Here is a 17,265-nt window from a genome sequence, read left to right as displayed (position 1 = left end):
GGTGAATCCCGCAGGTGAGTCCGAAGGCCACGGCGAAGCGGTCACGTTCTTCGACGCCGTCGGTGGTGAGCCCACGTTCCGCAGGCTGGTCGAGGAGTTCTACGCCGGCATCGCCGCCGATCCGCTGCTGCGCCCGATGTATCCGGAGGAGGATCTGGGCCCGGCCGCCGACCGGATGCGGCTCTTCCTCATGCAGTACTGGGGCGGCCCGAACACCTACTCAGCGCAGCGGGGCCATCCCCGACTGCGGATGCGCCACGCCCCGTTCCGGATCGGCGCGGCCGAACGCGACGCCTGGCTGCGACACATGCGCCGGGCGGTCGACAGCCTCGACCTGCCCCCGGCCCTGGCCACGGAGCTGTGGAACTACCTCGAACGGGCGGCGTACTTCATGGTGAACGACATGGCGGACCCGGCCGCCCACCGCTGACCTCCACCGCCCCGCCACCACGGCGGGGCGGCTGCCGCCGCCGCTCAGAGCAGGGCACCCTCGTCGTGCAGCCAGTCGACGAAGCTGGTGGCCACGGCGGCACCACAGTCGAGCAGCTCGACCAGGAGCGCGTCGTGGGCACCGGCCGCCAGCGGGACCTGCAACTCGGCGTAGATCGGCAACTGGCCACGCTCGGTGGGATCACCCACGTACGCCTTGCAGAAACGTCGGGTGTGGTTCCACTCGTTGACCACCCGGTAGGCCCGGTCCGCCCAGTCCGGCGGCACCGTCGCGTGTGGCCGGACACGCAGCACGAGGATCTCGTCCTCCGGCCCCTCCAGGGTGACCAGCACCGCGTGTCGCTCCCACATGGCCAGCAGGTTGCCGTCGCCGTCGGCCAGGTAACGCACGTCGAGCAGGTCGAGCGCGTCGCAGATCCGACGCAGGGTGACCTGTTCGACGGTGGCTGGCATGTCGGCGATCAACGGACGCTCCGCAGCCGGGCAGTCGTCGCCCGGTTGGCGGGGCGCCGGCGGGCCGACCCGGACCGTACCTTCCACCATGATCCTGCTTCGAGTTTCCGGGTCACCGCCACTGGCGGGACCTGGACGCCATGACCACCACGGCATCGCTCGCGCACCTCACTCCCCAGCGGATCCGGTCGCCTACAGTGGGTGGATCCGAGGATGGACGGTACCCGGACAGCCGGAACGAAGCACCCCCCCAACGCCAGCACCAAACCGGAAGGATGGGTAGCGGTCAGCCGTTCGGATGAGTCACGGATGGCCGCACGACAAGATCGGTGGCCTTCTGCGACCAGATGGCTCCGTACGGTCCCACCAATCCGACCCATCGGCCAGCCGCACGTACCTGCACGCCGTCACCAGCTGCCGAATCCTCGGAGGCACCGAGGAAACCCATTCGAACCAGACCCTGCACCATCCGCTGAGTCACCTCCACCGGACGGTCAGGCTCGTCGTCGGGGGTGACCACGACCGCCACGTGGTCCAGCAGGGCGTCGCGGAGCACCCGCTGCCCCACCGCCCGGCCGCCGACGCCGTGCTCGGCCGCCTCGCGCAGGGTACCGGCCGCCGCCTCGGCCAGCCGGCGCACTTCCCCGCCCGGCATCGTCTCGACCCGCCGGCTCACCGCTGGCGGCAAGGCCCACCGCCACTGCGCGTCGCGGCGGGCCGGCAGGTCCGCACGGCCGGCCGCGAATTCGGCGAGCAACTGCCCGGCGGCGACCGTCACATCACCAGGACCCGCGCCGGCCACCGTACGCACGGCCAGCACTTCCCACGGCAGCCGCGCCCAGAGGGCGGTACGCGCGCCGACAGCGGCCGGCCTCAGTCGGACCAGGGCGGCGCGCTCCAACCGCACGAGCCGGGCCAGGAACGCCCCCGCGTCGGCGACGTCGACGATGCCGTGTCCGACGCTCACGACGCACCTCCCGGGGCGTAGCCGAGCAGGAACGTCCGCTCCGGCTCGCTGAGCCGCCGGGGCACCTGCCGAGCCAGGTCGAACGGCACCAGCACCGAACGCGCCCGGCTGATGAGCAGTTCGCCGTCGTACATCTCGTATCCGATGGTGAAGGACGCGGCGCGCAACTGTTCCACCCACAGCTCGATCCGCACCGTGGGTGCGGTCTCGACGGTGGCCCGATCGAGGGCGTAGTCCACCGGGCGCAGGTAGTCGACCTCGTGCCGACGGATCACCACGCCCTCGGCGAACGAGCCCACCCCGTTCGCCCGGGCGCCGACGAACATCAACGCCACCCGGGCCTCCTCGTAGAGGGTGAGGAAGCGGGCGTTGTTGACGTGGCCGTACGCGTCCAGGTCCGACCAGCGCAGGGTGCAGTGGTAGACGAACCGGTCAGCCACGACAGACCGCCCGGTCAGTCGCGGGTCAGCTTGCGGTACGTCACCCGATGCGGGCGGGCCGCCTCGGCGCCGAGGCGATCGACCTTGTTCTTCTCGTACGCCTCGAAGTTGCCCTCGAACCAGAACCACTTCGCCGGGTCCTCGTCGTCGCCCTCCCAGGCCAGGATGTGCGTGGCGACCCGGTCCAGGAACATCCGGTCGTGGGAGATCACCACCGCACAGCCGGGGAACTCCAGCAACGCGTTCTCCAGGCTGGAGAGGGTTTCCACGTCCAGGTCGTTGGTCGGCTCGTCGAGCAGGATGACGTTTCCGCCGATCTTCAGCGTCAGCGCCAGGTTGAGCCGGTTGCGCTCGCCGCCGGAGAGCACCTTGGTCGGCTTCTGCTGATCGGGGCCCTTGAAGCCGAACGCCGCGATGTACGCCCGCGAGGGCATCTCGACCTTGCCCACCATGAGGTGGTCCAGTCCGTCGGAGACGACCTCCCAGACGGTCTTGTCGCCGTCGAGGCCCTGCCGGTTCTGGTCGACGTAGGACAGCGAGACGGTCTCGCCGACCCGGACCGAGCCACCGGTCGGCTCCTCCAGCCCCACGATGGTCTTGAACAGGGTGGTCTTGCCGACGCCGTTCGGGCCGATGATGCCGACGATGCCGTTGCGCGGCAGCGAGAAGGAGAGGTTGTCGATCAGCACCCGCTCGCCGAAGCCCTTGGTCAGGCTGTTCGCCTCGATGACGGTGTTGCCCAGACGCGGACCCGGCGGGATCTGGATCTCCTCGAAGTCCAGCTTGCGGGTCTTCTCCGCCTCGGCGGCCATCTCGTCGTACCGGTCGAGGCGAGCCTTGGACTTGGTCTGCCGAGCCTTGGCGTTGGAGCGCACCCAGTCCAGTTCGTCGGCCAGGCGCTTCTTCATCTTGGCGTCGCGGCGCCCCTCGACCGCCAGTCGGGCCGCCTTCTTCTCCAGGTAGGTGGAGTAGTTGCCCTCGTACGGGTAGGCGCGACCGCGGTCCAGCTCCAGGATCCAGTTGGCCACGTTGTCCAGGAAGTAGCGGTCGTGGGTGATGGCGACGACGGTGCCGGCGTACTTGGCCAGGTGCTGCTCCAGCCACTGCACGCTCTCGGCGTCCAGGTGGTTCGTGGGCTCGTCGAGCAGCAGCAGGTCGGGGGCCTCCAGCAGCAGTTTGCACAGCGCGACCCGGCGGCGCTCACCACCGGAAAGCTGGGTGACGTCGGCGTCCGGCGGCGGGCACCGCAGCGCGTCCATGGCCAGTTCGAGCTTGGAGTCGATGTCCCACGCGTCGGCGTGGTCCAGCTCCTCCTGGAGCCGGCCCATCTCCTCCATCAGCTCGTCGGAGTAGTCGGTGGCCATCTGCTCGGCGATCTTGTTGAACCGCTCCAGCTTGACCTTCGTCTCCGCGACCGCCTCCTCGACGTTGCCGAGCACGGTCTTGGCGTCGTTGAGTGGCGGCTCCTGCGCGAGCATTCCCACGGTGAAGCCGGGCATCAGACGGGCCTCACCGTTGCTCGGCTGATCCCAACCCGCCATGATCTTGAGCAGGCTGGACTTGCCGGCGCCGTTCGGACCCACCACCCCGATCTTGGCGCCTGGCAGGAAGTTCAGCGTCACGTTGTCGAGCACGACCTTGTCGCCGTGCGCCTTGCGCGCCTTGTCCAGGACGTAGATGAACTGGGCCACGGTGCGGGCTCCTCCGTCGCTTTCGATCGCCGATTTCGCGTGCCACGGACGCGGGCCAGGGCCGCCGTCCGTCGCCGTCGGCCGGGAGCCGGCCGCGCGCACGCCGTTGTCAATCCTGACAGGTACGCCGGGCTGCGCCCACATCGCCCCGCCAGACCAGGTCCACCGGGGCCCGTCACCGCCCCGAGGGCCGGCCGGGGCAGCTCACCTGTCAACATGATCACGTCCAGGGTTCGCCGAGTTCGGGGCGGGTAGGTGAGTCCGGCACAGGGGAACAGACGCCGCAGCTACGCTCAGTACGCTCATCGCGGTGGACCCGTCAGCACCCGGAGGTGGCCGATCGTGACCGTCCGTAGCTCCTTTGTCGTAGTGGCGAACCGACTGCCGGTCGACGAGGTGAGCACACCCGAGGGACGGCAGTGGCGACGCAGCCCTGGCGGGCTGGTCACCGCACTGCATCCCGTTCTCGCCGAACACCAGGGCACCTGGGTCGGCTGGGCAGGCGGCACCGGCGCGGCCCCCGAACCGTTCGACCTGGAGGGCATCCGGCTGCACCCGGTGCCGCTGAGCGCGGAGGAACTGGAGCGCTACTACGAGGGACAGTCGAACGCGACGATCTGGCCGCTCTACCACGACGCCGTCGAGACGCCCGCCTACAAGCGCCGCTGGCGGGAGGCGTACCGCCTGGTCAACGCCCGGTTCGCGGAGGCCGCTGCGGAGGTCGCCGCCGAGGGGGCGACGGTCTGGGTCCAGGACTACCAGCTACAGCTGGTACCGGCGATGCTCCGGGAGCTGCGCCCCGACCTGCGGATCGGCTTCTTCCTGCACATCCCGTTCCCGCCGATCGAGCTGTTCATGCAGATGCCGTTCCGCGCCGAGATCCTGCGTGGCCTGCTCGGTGCCGACCTGGTCGGGTTCCAGCAGCGGCTCGCCGCGCAGAACTTCGTCCGGCTCGCCCGGCACCTGCTGGGGCTGCGGTACGAGGGCCAGATGATCCAGGTGGACGGCCGTCAGGTCAAGGCCGGCGCGTTCCCCATCTCGATCGACACGCAGGAGATGGAGCGGTTGGCCGCCGACCCGGCGATCCAGGCGCGGGCCAAGGAGATCCGCGAGGAGCTGGGCAATCCCCGGACGATCATCCTCGGCGTCGACCGGCTCGACTACACCAAGGGCATCGAACTCCGCCTCAAGGCCTTCCGCGAGTTGCTGGCTGACGGAAAGTTGACAGTCCCCGACGCGGTTATGGTGCAGGTCGCCACACCGAGTCGCGAGCGGGTGGAGCACTACCAGGCACTTCGCGTCAAGGTTGAGCGCGAAGTTGGTCGGATTAATGGCGAATTCGGCCGGGTTGGCGTGCCGGCGGTGCATTATCTGCATCAGTCGTACAGTCGGACCGAACTGGCTGCGATGTACGCCGCCGCCGACGTGATGATGGTTACTCCGCTCCGAGACGGAATGAACCTGGTGGCCAAGGAGTACGTCGCATCAAGGGCGGACCACGGGGGCGCACTCGTACTCAGTGAGTTCGCCGGCGCCGCCACCGAGCTGCGTCAGGCGTTCCTGTGCAACCCGCACGACCCCGACGCGGTCAAGGACGCTCTGCTACGGGCCGTGCATGTGGAGAAGCCGGAGGCTCGTCGCCGTATGCGGACAATGCAACGCCATCTGCGCACCCACGATGTGGGGCACTGGGCGAAGTCCTTCCTCACCGAGCTCGGTGTGCCCGACATGGAGGCAGCGTGAACGCGGCGTCCACCGAGAACGTCACGCCCGTCGCGGGCCCGATGGACCCGGAACTACGCGCCGCCATCGGGCGGATCGCCCGGGTACCCCAACTCCTGGTCGCCTGCGACTACGACGGCACGCTCGCACCGATCGTGGAGGACCCCAGCAAGGCCGTACCGCTGCCGGAGTCGGTGGCCGCGGTGCGGGCCCTGGCGGCGCTGCCACAGACCACCGTGGCGGTCGTCTCCGGCCGCGCGCTGCGCGACCTGGCCGCCCTCTCCCGGCTGCCGAGCGAGGTCCACCTGGTCGGTAGCCACGGTTCCGAATTCGACATCGGCTTCGTCGAGCGGCTCTCCCCCGAGCTGATCGCCGTACGCACCCGGCTGCGGGACGCCCTGCGGGACATCGCCGCGGCCCACCCCGGCGTCCGACTGGAACGCAAGCCGGCAAGTGTCGCCGTGCACACCCGTGGGGTGGATCCCCAGATCGCCGCCGCCACCATCGACGCGGTTCGCAGCGGTCCCGCGACCTGGCCGGACGTCACCGTCACCCAGGGCAAGGAAGTCATCGAGCTCTCCGTCGTGGCCACCCACAAGGGCACCGCCGTCGACCAGCTGCGCACCCAGCTCTCGGCCAGTGCGGTGCTCTTCATCGGCGACGACGTGACCGACGAAAACGCCTTCGGCAACCTGCACGGTCCGGATGTCGGCATCAAGATCGGCCCCGGCGAGACCAAGGCCGGTTACCGGGTGGCCGAGCCGATCGAGGCCGCCCGGGCACTCGGGCTGCTGCTGGAGACCCGACGGCACTGGCTGTTCGGTGAACGGGCGGTACCGATCGAGCGGCACTCGATGCTGGCCAACGGTCGTACGGTCGCGCTGCTCACGCCGGACGCCAAGGTGAGCTGGCTGTGCAACCCGAAGCCCGACTCGGCGGCGATCTTCGCGGACCTGGTCGGCGGCAGTCCGGCCGGGCACTTCAGCGTCGCACCCGAACGCGGCGGCATTCCGCTGGGCCAGCGCTACCGCTCCGGCACGATGACCGTGGAGACCCGCTGGTCCGGTCTCACCGTCACCGACTGGCTGGACAAGCCGGACCCCAAGGCCACGCCGGACGGCCCGGCCATCATCTCCGGTGACTCGACCCTGATCCGGGTACTCACCGGCACCGGTCGGGTTCGCCTTGAGTTCGCGCCCCGGCCGGAGTTCGCCCAGGTCGCCGTGCAGCTTCAGCCGCTCGGTGACGGCCTGCTGGTGCTCGGCTCCAACGAACCTGTCGCGCTCTACTCCCCCGGGGTGCAGTGGGAGGTCGGCAACGACGGCGGGTACGCCACCGCCAAGGCGGTGGTGGACCTCGCCGCGCTCGGTGGTCAGGTGGTGCTGGAGCTGCGTTTCGGTACGCACAGCCTGGAACACCACCGGCTGCCCATCCACGAACGGCAGGCCGCAGCCGAACGCCCCTGGAAGGACTGGGTGGCCTCGCTGCGACTGCCGACCACCGCCCGGGACCTGGTCGCCCGCAGCGCACTGACCCTGCGCGGCCTCTGCCACGAGGCCAGCGGCTCGATCCTGGCGGCGGCCACCACCTCGCTGCCGGAGGAACTGGGCGGAGTCCGTAACTGGGACTACCGGTACTGCTGGCTGCGTGACGCCGCGATGACCGCCCGGGCCCTGGTCGACCTGGGCTCGATAACCGAGGCCGAGGCATTCCTGCGCTGGGTGGACGGCTGTGTGGAACGCACCGGCGGGCACCCCGAGCGGCTGCACCCCCTCTACACGGTCGACGGCTACGAACTGGGTGCCGAGGCGGTCATCGACACCCTGCCCGGCTACGCCGGATCCCGACCGGTACGCGTCGGCAACCTCGCCAACCACCAGCTCCAACTGGACGTCTTCGGCCCGATCGCCGACCTGATCGCCGCCACCGCCGACGTACGCGGCTCGGTACGCGCCGAGGAGTGGCGGGTGCTGGAGAACATGGTCGAGGCGGTCCGCCGCCGGTGGCACGAGCCGGATCACGGCATCTGGGAGGCCCGCCTGCCACCCCGGCACCACGTCTTCTCCAAGGTGATGTGCTGGATGACAGTCGACCGGGCGCTGCACGTGGTACGCCAGCACGGCGGCGAGGATCGGCCGGAATGGGTGGAGCTGCGCGACCGGATCGGCGCCAACGTGCTGGAGTACGGCTGGCACGAGCACGCCGAGGCATACAGCGTCGCCTACGGCGACGAGGACATGGACGCCTCGTCGCTCTGGATCGGGATCTCCGGACTGCTGGCCGGCGACGACCCCCGCTTCCTCTCCACCGTGTTGAAGATCGAGGCGGATCTGCGCAGCGGGCCGGTCGTCTACCGCTACCACTGGGACGACGGCCTGCCCGGCCGCGAGGGCGGCTTCCACATCTGCACGGCATGGCTGATCGAGGCGTACCTGCGCACCGGCCGGCGAACCGACGCCGAGGAACTGTTCCTGCAAATGATCGACACGGCGGGTCCGACCGGCTTGTTGCCTGAGCAGTACGATCCGCTGGCCGAGCGCGGCCTGGGCAACCACCCGCAGGCGTACAGCCACCTCGGGGTGATCCGCTGCGCGCTGCTGCTGGACAACATGCTCAAGCAGTAACGAATGGTCAGATCGGACCGGCCGGAGATCATCTGATCTCCGGCCGGTTCCGCTTTGGGCGTGGGTCCGCGTTGTAGGCGTGTGGCCTGTAGCGCTGCGCGGTGCGTGCGGTTGGGGGTGTGGCCCGCCCGAATGTGCCGGGTATCCGGTTCCGCCGGTGTCCGTTGGCGATCTTGGTGCGATTTTGCCCTTGGGTGGGCGGTTTCGGACCAAGATTGCTGGGCGGTCGGGGGCTCGGGGTGGAATGGGTGGCGGGGTGGGGGCGTTGAACACTCCCGAACGGCCGTGAACGACTGCCCGCCACGGCGGGTGGCCCCGGGAATGTTGGCGGGCCGGCGGTCGTTGGACATGGTCCCGGCGATGTGAAGCGGCGATACGCCCCGCGTGCCGGAGATCTTTTCCCCCTTTTTTGTTTTGAGCGCCCTTTCTGGTGCTTGCGTGCGTGCGCCCGTCCCCCTCGGTGTGCGTGCGTCGACCCCCGATTGGAGCTTTGTCATGAACTCGATGCTGCGGAAGAGCGTGCTGGGTATCGCGGGTGTGGCGTTCACCGGTGGTCTGTTCGCCGGTCCGGTGGCCGCTCACGCCGATGTCACCCCGGTGAAGACCGTCCCGGTCGCGGCGGTGCAGGCCGATGTGCGGGCTGACAAGCCGGACATGGGCAAGCTGTTGCCGCACGGCGCCCCGGCCAACCAGTCGATGATCGAGTTGAACGATGAGCAGGTCGGCAATGTGAAGGCGATCATCGCGGCGACGAAGAAGGCCGGGATGGACGAGCGGGCCGCGGTCGTGTCGATCGCCACGGCGTTGCAGGAGTCGAAGTTGGAGAACCTGGGTCACCTGGGTGACCGCAACGACCACGACTCGCAGGGCCTGTTCCAGCAGCGCCCGTCCTCCGGCTGGGGCACGGTGGAGCAGATCACCGACCCCGAGTACTCGACCCTGGCGTTCCTGAAGGGGTTGAAGCAGGTCGACGGCTGGCAGGACATGCCCCTCACCCAGGCAGCGCAGACGGTGCAGGTGTCGGCCTACCCCGACCACTACGCCCAGTGGGAACAGCAGGCCGCCGACCTCGTCGCCCAGCACTGGACCAGCTGACCCCCACCACGGTCAGACAACAACCGAAGACATTCCTCCACAGGGGGAGCAAGAACCGCTGGCCGGCACCCGAAACCCGGGTGCCGGCCAGCGGCGTGTCCGCACACCGAAGCACTGACCACAGACAGCAGACCCACCCGCGCTGGCCTGCGCCCGGACGAGGGCCGACCAGGTCAGGCTGGGGGCGACCGTGCCCGGCGCAGGGATCAAGCCTGACCGCCCGAAGCCGGGCACGGTCGCCCCCAGCCCTCAAACAGCAACCACCCACGAAGCCAGGCACGGAGGCCCCTGCCAACAACCGCAACCATCCGAAACGCTCAGGTCAGCCCAGCCACCCCGAGTGCCTCGACCACGTCCCCGACCACGACCACAGCCGGTGGACGCAGCCCGGCGGCGGTCACCGCGTCAGTCACCTCGCCGAGCGTCGAGCGGACTATCCGCTGACCACCGGTGGTGGCCTCCTGGATGACCGCAGCCGGCGTCCCCGGTGCCCGCCCGTGGGCCAGCAGCGTGCTGGCGATCGAGGGCAGGTTCTTCAGGCCCATCAGGATCACCAGGGTGCCGCGCAGACCGGCCAGCGCCTCCCAGCGGACAAGTGAGTCCGGCGATTCGGGAGCGACGTGCCCGGAGACTACGGTGAACTCGTGCGCCACCGATCGGTGGGTGACCGGGATGCCCGCCGCGGCCGGCGCGGCGATCGAGCTTGTCACCCCCGGCACCACCGTGACCGGCACTCCCGCCGCCGCGCAGGCGAGCAGTTCCTCTCCGCCCCGCCCGAAGACGTACGGGTCGCCACCCTTGAGCCGGACCACGAAGGCTCCCGCCAACGCCCGATCCACCAGGATCCGGTTGATCTCTTCCTGCGTCCGGGACGGACCGTAGGGGATCTTGGAGGCGTCCACCAGTTCCACGCCGGTGCGCAACTCGTCCAGGAGCAGTCCGGGGACGAGCCGGTCGGCGACCACCACGTCGGCCTCGCTGAGCAGCCGCCAGCCCCGGAGGGTGATCAGTTCCGGGTCACCGGGTCCGGCACCCACCAGGGCGACTCGGCCGCGACGGTCACCCCCGCCGGCAGGGGCGTTGAGCGGTTCCCCGGGCCCGGCGGAGTCCGACACCAGCAGGGCACGGATGGCGTCGCGGACGCTCACCGCGCGGCGTGGGTCGCCACCGCCGAGCACCGCCACGGTGACCGGACCGTACCGGGTCACCGCTGGCGTCCAGGCCGTCGCCGCGTTCCGGTCGTCGGCGCGTACGCAGAAGATCCGACGTTCCGCGGCGGCGGCGCTGACCGTCGCCGCGGCGGTCGGGTCGTCGATGGCGACCTGCACCAGCCAGGCACCATCGAGATCGTCGGCAGCGAACCGGCGCGACACCCAGTGCAGCCGCCCGGCGTCGACGTGTGCGCGCAGCGCCGGGGTGAGGTCCGGTGCCACAAGCAGTACGTCCGCACCCGCGTCGAGCAGCGCCGGGACCCGCCGCGTCGCGACCGCTCCCCCACCGACGACTACCACGCGGAGCCCGGCCAGCCGCAGCCCGAGGGGGTACGCGTTGGCGCTCGGGCCGCCCGAGCCGCCGGCTGCTGCGCCTGATGGTTCACTCGCAAACTCGCTCATACCGCCTCGCTCCGCGCACCGGCGACGCCCGGCACCTGACGGCGAATCCGAAGGGTGCGCTGGCTCACTTCTCGGCCACCCCGGCGGAGTCGAAGGTGGCCACCTCGTGCAGCACCCGGACCGCGCCGGTGACCACCGGCAGGGCCAGCAGCGCGCCAGTGCCCTCACCGAGCCGCAGGCCGAGGTCGATCAGGGGGGTGAGGCCCAGTCGGCGCAGCGCGACAGTCGCGCCGGGCTCGGCGGAGCGGTGACCGGCGACCATGGCCGCCACGGAGTCCGGGGCGAAGGCCGCCGCGGCGAGCGCGGCGGAGACCGCGATCACCCCGTCCAGCAGCACCGGTACGCGACGCGCCGCCGCACCGAGCACGAAGCCGGCCAGCGCGGCGTGTTCCAGCCCACCGACGGCGGCCAGCACACCGAGCGGATCCGCCGGGTCGGGGGTGTGGCGGCGCAGCGCGGCGCGTACCACCTCGATCTTGTGCTGGTAGGTCGGGTCGTCGACGCCGGTGCCCCGGCCGGTCGCTTCGGCGGCGTCGACTCCGGTGAAGGCGGCGATCAGGGCAGCGGCCGGGGTGGTGTTGGCGATCCCCATGTCACCGGTGAGCAGAATCCCGGCGCCGGCGTCGACCAGTTTCCCGGCGTTGGCGATACCGACCTCGACCGCCGTCCGTGCCTCCTGCCGGGTCATCGCGGCGGTAACGGTCATGTCCCGGGTACCGGCCCGGATCGGTGTGCTGACCAGTCGGGGCACCGCCGGTTCCGGTGCGCCGTGCAGGGCGCCGGCACCGTCCGGGCCAGCGACGTCGGCCACCGGCAGCGGGGCCGCCACCCCGACGTCGATCACGGTCACCGAGGCACCAGCCTGCCGGGCGAAGGCGTTCACCACCGCCCCACCGGCCAGGAAGTTCGCGACCATCTGCCCGGTGACCTCCTGCGGCCAGGGGCTGACCCGTTGGGCGTGTACGCCGTGATCACCGGCGAAGATCGCCACCGCCGCCCGGTCGGGCACCGGCGGCGGGCAGCTGCCCGCCAGGCCGGCGAGGCGTACGGACAGCTCCTCCAGAGCGCCGAGCGAGCCGGCGGGCTTGGTCAGACGCGCCTGCAACTGCCTCGCCGCGGTCATCGCCGACTCGTCGAGCGGGCCGATGGCCGCGATGGTGTTCTCCAGCATCATGCCTCCATGATGTCGGCCAGCACGTCGATGAACGCGTCGGTGGTCACCCGATCCCGCACTGCGATCCGTAGCCAGTCGGAGCCGAGGCCCGGAAACGTGTCGCCCCGGCGTACCGCCCAGCCCCGCGCCCGCAGCCGGTCCCGGATCCGGTCGGCCCCGGAGATCCGCACCAGCACGAAGGCGCTGGCCGGGCGGCCGGCCACGCGTACGCCGGGCAGCGCCGCAAGCCGCGCGACCAGGTGTTCGCGGTCGGTCGCGAGCTGTGCGGCGATGACCCGTTCGGCGTGGGCCGCCGCAGGGCTCGCGCAGGCTTCGGCGGCGGCCAGCGCAGGGGTGGAGACCGCCCAGAGCGGCTGTACGGCGGCCAGCCGGCGCAGCAGCGCGGCCTCGCCGAGCAGGTAGCCGATCCGCAGCCCGGCCAGCCCCCACGTCTTGGTGAGGCTGCGTACGACCAGCAGGCCCGGCAGGTCCCGGCGGGCAGCCAGCGATTCGGGTTCACCGGGTACCCCCGGCGTGGCGGCGGTGTCCGCGAACGCCTCGTCGACCACGAGTACGCGACCGGGGCGGGCCAGTGCGGCGAGGTCGGCGGCGGGGTGCAACACGGAGGTGGGATTCGTCGGGTTGCCGACGACGACCAGGTCGGCGTCGGTGGGTATCCGCTCCGGGTGGAGCCGGAAACCGTCCTCCGGGTCGAGCAGCACCCGCCGCACGGTGTGCCCGGCGGCCCGAAGCGCGGCCTCCGGCTCGGTGAACTGCGGGTGCACCACCACCGGCCGACGGATTCCGCGCAGTGCCTGAGCGAGCAGCACGAAGCCCTCGGCGGCACCGGCGGTGAGCAGCACCTCCTCCGGTGGCCGGCGGTGCCGGGCGGCGACGGCGGCGCGGGCCGGACGGGGGTCCGGGTACGCGGCGAGGTGGGCCATCGATGCGGTGATCGGCTCGGCCAGCCAGGGCGGCAGCGGGGCACGTCGCACGTTGACGGCGAGGTCGACCAGGCCCGCGGCGACCTCGACGTCACCGTGGTGGGCGAGATCCGGCTCGGTCACTGAGGCTCTGGATCTCGTGGTCAGCTGCCCATGCATGACCGCGATCCTGCCGGGAAGGCGCCGCGGGGGACAGCGACCCGGCGGGTGGGCCACATCACCACCGATCACTTCATGAGTATTTCTCATGGACGAATCGGAAATGTCATAACTTGGCGGTGTGAGCTACCGACCCCTCGCTGCCGCTGGTCGTCTCGTTCCGCTACTCCGTGCCGGGCTGATCGCCGGCGTCGTCGTCGCCGCTGCCGCGTACCCGGTCGTCGCGGTGACCGGCATCGGCGCCAAGGCCACCGCGCACGCCGTGGAGAGCAAGACCCGGCTGCTGACCACGGCCCTGCCCGCCGAGACCTCCTACCTGTACGCGCCCGACGGCAAGACCGTGCTGACCATGTTCTTCGAGGAGTACCGGCAGTACACCAAGCTGTCCGACATCTCGCCCAACATGCAGCAGGCCATCGTGGCCGCCGAGGACAACCGCTTCTACCAGCACCACGGCGTCGACCCGAAGGGGGTCGCCCGCGCCTTCGTGGCCAACGCCCGATCCAGCGGGGTCTCCCAGGGAGCTTCCACCCTCACCATGCAGTACGTCCGGATGGCGCTGCGCGACAGCGCCACCAACCCGAGGGAGGTGCAGGAAGCCACGGCGCAGACCCCGACACGCAAGATCAAGGAGATGCGCATGGCGGTCGACCTGGAGAAGGAGCTGAGCAAGGAGGAGATCCTGGAGCGGTACCTCAACTCGGCATACTTCGGGCACCGCGCGTACGGCATCTACGCCGCCAGCGAGATCTTCTTTTCGAAGACCCCCAAGGAGCTGACTGCGGTCGAGGCGGCCACCCTCGCCGGGCTGGTCAAGTCGCCATCCCAGTACGACCCGGCCAGTTCCGACCAGAAGGAGGCCACCGCCCGGCGCAACTACGTTCTCGACAACATGGCCCGACTCGGTTACCTCTCGCCGGACTCGGCCCAGGCGGCGAAGGGCGAGCCGATCCGACTCCGGCTGACCTACCCGCCAAACGACTGCGCCGCCGTTCCCGACAAGTGGAACAGCTGGGGCTTCCTCTGCGACTACCTGAAGAACTGGTGGAGCGCCCAGCCGGCGTTCGGTGAGAACCGACTCCAGCGGTTGGACAAGCTACGCCGGGGCGGGTACCGGATCGTGCTCAGCATGGACCCGAAGATCCAGGCGGCGGCGGAGAAGAACGTCGGCACCGAGTCGAACACCGGCAGCCCGTTCGCAAACGGCATCGTGGTCTCCGAGCCGGGCACCGGACGGGTCAAGGCGATGGCGGTGAACCGCAGGTACTCGCTTGAGGTCGACGAGAATCCGCTCAGCTCCAACCCGGAGGCGGGCCCAAAGGTGCGAGCCAACTACCCGAACACGGTGGCACCCCTGATGGGCGGCGGTGGCCTGCCCGGCTATCAGGCGGGGTCGACGTTCAAGATGTTCCCCATGCTGGCCGCCCTCGACGCCGGGATGCCGCTCAACACCACCTTCAACGCGCCACACAGCTACCGCTCGGAGGTCTACGACGGTTGGCAACCCTCCAACGCCAGTGGCGCGATGAGCGGCATGCAGACCATGTGGTCCGGTTTCGGCAAGTCGGTGAACACCTACTTCGTCTGGCTGGAGGAGCAGGTCGGGGCGGAACGGGCCGTCCGGCTCGCCGAGCAGCTGGGACTGCGCTGGCGTACCGACGTGGACCGGGAGCACGCCTCCCCGGCGAAGGCCAACAAGTGGGGTGCCTTCACCCTGGGCGTCTCCGACGCCACTCCCCTGGAGATGGCCAACGCCTACGCCGCGGTCGCCGCCGACGGGCGCTACTGCGAGGCGCTGCCGGTAAATGCCATCTACAACCGGGACGGTACCCCGGCCACCTACACCACACCGGGTGGCATCGAACGTGAGGTCGCCAAGCCGCGCTGCCGCCAGGTGGTCAGCGCCGACGCGGCGCGCGCCGCCACCGACGCCGCCCGCTGTCCCACCGGCGACACCCCGGCCAAGGGCAGTTGCGGCGGCTGGTCCACGGCGGACAGCGTGCGCGGAACGGTGGGCCGCCCGGTGGCCGGCAAGACCGGCACCACGGACAGCACCCGATCCGCCTGGTTCGTCGGCTACACGCCGGAACTGGCGGCGGCCAGCTTCATCTCCGACCCCGACAATCCCTTCAACGCGGTGGGCGACGGGCAGTCGCAGGTCCCGATCGTCGCGGTGTCGAACACCCTCCGCGACGCACTGAAGGGCAAACCCGTTCGGGACTTCGTCCCACCGTCGGACCGGATCGTCGGTTGACGATCAGGCTGGCGGGCCCGCGGCCGGCCCGGACGCCACCGCACCGGCCGGGTCGCCCGGCACGACACCCGCCGGCCCGGCCGGGGCACCGCCGCCGACCCCGACCGGGACCGTGGCCGGCTCGGCCGCAGCGGCGGCCACCAGCCGGGTCGCGATCCTCGGGTACGCGGCCCAGTGCGGAACGAGCTGGGAGGCGTGTACGCCCCGCCAGATGAACCCCTCCGGCGCGCCACCCGGCCAGCTCCACGCCGGACGCTGCCCACCCCGGGGATTGAGCACGGCCCGGTGTTCCTTGTGCCCGGTCACCACCTCGCCCCGGCCGGCGACCACACTGTCGCCCTGGGCGGTCGCCTCCCGGTAGCCGACCACCAGCCCGTCCCGCAGACTGCCGATCGCGTCGAGCACCCCGCACATCGGCAGCCCGTCGAGTTCCCGGGCCAGCCAGAGCAGGCCGGCCCCCTCGGCGACCACCGGACGCCCGGTGCGAGCCAGCTCGGCGACTGCGATGCAGAGCCGCCGGTTCGCGGAAAGCTGCTCCGCGTACGACTCGGGCAGCGCCCCGCCGACCACAAGTGCCCGGGTGCCGGCCGGCAGCACCTCGTCGGCGAACGGGTCGAGCGTCATCACCTCCGCCCCGGCGGCCCGCAGCAATTCGGCCGTCTCGGCGTGGCTGAAGCTGCCACCCGGTCCACCGAGCAGCGCCACCACCGGAGGCGCGGCACCGCCGGGCAGGGCCGGGGCGGCCTCGTCGGTGCTCTGCGGTGACCATGGCTGCGCACCCAACGCCGGTGCCGAGCGGGCCAGCCCGAGCAGCCGCTCCAGATCGACGGTGGCGGTCACCGCCTCACCCAGCCGCCGGACCGCCCGGGCAGCCTCGCCGGCGCCCTCAAGGACCGGCACCACGCCGTGCCGACGGGGCGGCAGCACCGAGGGCAGGTCCTGGCGGCGCAGCGCGCCGTAGACCGGGATGCCGATGTCGTCGAGCGCCTCCCGCAGCAGCGCCTCGTGTCGGGCGGAGGCCACCCGGTTGAGGATCACCCCACCGATCCACAACTGTTCGTCGTACGCCCGGAAGCCGTGCACCAGGGCGGCCACCGACTGACCCATCGCGGCGACGTCGACCACCAGCACCACCGGGCTGCGCAGCACGGTGGCGACGGCGGCGGTCGACTCGGTCTCGCTCCGGCCGGTCAGGCTGTCGTACAGGCCCATGCTGCCCTGCACCACGGCAAGGTCCGTGCCGGCCGCGCCGTGCAGCAGCAGCGGGGCGATGCGTTCGGCGCCCACCAGCCGCGGATCCAGGGTGCGCCCCGGCCGGCCGCTGGCCAGCCCGAGGTACGCCGCGTCGACCTGGTCCGGCCCGATCTTGAAGCCGGCCACGTCGAGGCCCCGATCGGCGAACGCGGCGAGCAGGCCGATCGCCAGCGCGTTCTTGCCGTGTCCGGAGGAAGGGGCACTGAGCACCAGACGCGGCACGACGGTCATCATCGACTCCTCGCGAGCGGTCGGCGTGCCGACCGTCGGCGCGCTCCGCCCGCGTGACGATAGCTGAAGCGGACGCCGTACACGCACCCTCCGCCGCCCTGTCCCCGGCAGGTCAGGCAGTCGGTGGCGGACCGCCCCGACGCCGGTACGCTCCGCCACGACGAGGTTGCCTGCGCCGTCTCCGGCCGGCGCCACTGCCTGCGGCAGCGCAGGGC

Annotated in this window: 13 protein-coding genes; 5 read left to right on the top strand and 8 right to left on the bottom strand. The window is 71.0% G+C overall.

Annotation, left to right across the window (positions count from 1 at the left end):
* Position 1 precedes the first annotated feature (1 nt).
* Positions 2 to 430: a globin gene (locus O7624_RS22030; protein WP_282237095.1), complete on the top strand. Its 429-nt coding sequence runs from the start codon at positions 2 to 4 to the stop codon at positions 428 to 430.
* Positions 431 to 474: 44 nt separating this feature from the next.
* Here O7624_RS22030 and O7624_RS22025 read toward each other — a convergent pair whose 3' ends face one another.
* The 4 genes from O7624_RS22025 to ettA form a co-directional block, all read right to left on the bottom strand.
* Positions 475 to 1,059 carry a YbjN domain-containing protein gene (locus tag O7624_RS22025; protein WP_093411235.1) on the bottom strand — a complete coding sequence of 195 codons (585 nt, stop codon included), beginning with the start codon at positions 1,057 to 1,059 and terminating at the stop codon, positions 475 to 477.
* A 130-nt stretch (positions 1,060 to 1,189) separates the two neighbouring features.
* Positions 1,190 to 1,870, bottom strand: a complete 681-nt coding sequence (locus O7624_RS22020) for a hypothetical protein (RefSeq protein ID WP_282237094.1) — start codon at positions 1,868 to 1,870, stop codon at positions 1,190 to 1,192.
* A complete protein-coding gene (locus O7624_RS22015; RefSeq protein ID WP_093411230.1) occupies positions 1,867 to 2,310 on the bottom strand; it encodes a thioesterase family protein in 444 nt (147 codons plus the stop codon). Before O7624_RS22015 ends, O7624_RS22020 begins: the two co-directional genes overlap by 4 nt.
* Before the next feature lie 14 nt (positions 2,311 to 2,324).
* Entirely contained in the window at positions 2,325 to 4,001 is a 1,677-nt protein-coding gene (ettA, locus tag O7624_RS22010) for an energy-dependent translational throttle protein EttA (protein ID WP_093411228.1), read from the bottom strand.
* Positions 4,002 to 4,343: 342 nt separating this feature from the next.
* Between ettA and O7624_RS22005 the strand changes: the two genes are divergently transcribed.
* The 3 genes from O7624_RS22005 (at position 4,344) to O7624_RS21995 (ending at position 9,442) form a co-directional block, all read left to right on the top strand.
* The gene (locus tag O7624_RS22005; protein WP_093411226.1) at positions 4,344 to 5,744 is read left to right on the top strand and encodes a trehalose-6-phosphate synthase; all 1,401 of its coding nucleotides are present in this window, start codon (positions 4,344 to 4,346) and stop codon (positions 5,742 to 5,744) included.
* Positions 5,745 to 5,785: 41 nt separating this feature from the next.
* Complete coding sequence (gene otsB / locus O7624_RS22000) at positions 5,786 to 8,347, top strand: trehalose-phosphatase (RefSeq protein ID WP_282240711.1); 2,562 nt, start codon at positions 5,786 to 5,788, stop codon at positions 8,345 to 8,347.
* 495 nt (positions 8,348 to 8,842) lie between these two features.
* Complete coding sequence (locus tag O7624_RS21995; protein WP_282237093.1) at positions 8,843 to 9,442, top strand: hypothetical protein; 600 nt, start codon at positions 8,843 to 8,845, stop codon at positions 9,440 to 9,442.
* A gap of 317 nt (positions 9,443 to 9,759) precedes the next feature.
* Here O7624_RS21995 and cobA read toward each other — a convergent pair whose 3' ends face one another.
* The 3 genes from cobA to cobC form a co-directional block, all read right to left on the bottom strand.
* Positions 9,760 to 11,055 (bottom strand): uroporphyrinogen-III C-methyltransferase, encoded by a 1,296-nt coding sequence (gene cobA, locus O7624_RS21990; RefSeq protein ID WP_282237092.1) that lies wholly within the window; start codon positions 11,053 to 11,055, stop codon positions 9,760 to 9,762.
* 64 nt (positions 11,056 to 11,119) lie between these two features.
* A complete protein-coding gene (gene cobT / locus O7624_RS21985; RefSeq protein WP_282240710.1) occupies positions 11,120 to 12,226 on the bottom strand; it encodes a nicotinate-nucleotide--dimethylbenzimidazole phosphoribosyltransferase in 1,107 nt (368 codons plus the stop codon).
* On the bottom strand, positions 12,226 to 13,311 hold the full coding sequence (cobC, locus tag O7624_RS21980; protein WP_282237091.1) for an Rv2231c family pyridoxal phosphate-dependent protein CobC: 1,086 nt from the start codon (positions 13,309 to 13,311) through the stop codon (positions 12,226 to 12,228). Before cobC ends, cobT begins: the two co-directional genes overlap by 1 nt.
* Positions 13,312 to 13,432: 121 nt before the next feature.
* Here cobC and O7624_RS21975 point away from each other — a divergent pair, with 121 nt between their 5' ends.
* The gene (locus O7624_RS21975) at positions 13,433 to 15,565 is read left to right on the top strand and encodes a transglycosylase domain-containing protein (protein ID WP_282237090.1); all 2,133 of its coding nucleotides are present in this window, start codon (positions 13,433 to 13,435) and stop codon (positions 15,563 to 15,565) included.
* Positions 15,566 to 15,568: 3 nt separating this feature from the next.
* Here the strand turns inward: O7624_RS21975 and O7624_RS21970 are convergent, their stop codons facing one another.
* On the bottom strand, positions 15,569 to 17,050 hold the full coding sequence (locus O7624_RS21970) for a cobyrinate a,c-diamide synthase (protein ID WP_282237089.1): 1,482 nt from the start codon (positions 17,048 to 17,050) through the stop codon (positions 15,569 to 15,571).
* Positions 17,051 to 17,265: the final 215 nt, after the last annotated feature.

Source organism: Verrucosispora sp. WMMD1129 (genome assembly GCF_029581255.1).
GTDB lineage: Bacteria > Actinomycetota > Actinomycetes > Mycobacteriales > Micromonosporaceae > Micromonospora > Micromonospora sediminimaris.
The sequence above is the reverse complement of the archived record's forward strand: the minus strand, read 5'-3'. Positions and strand labels throughout refer to the sequence as shown.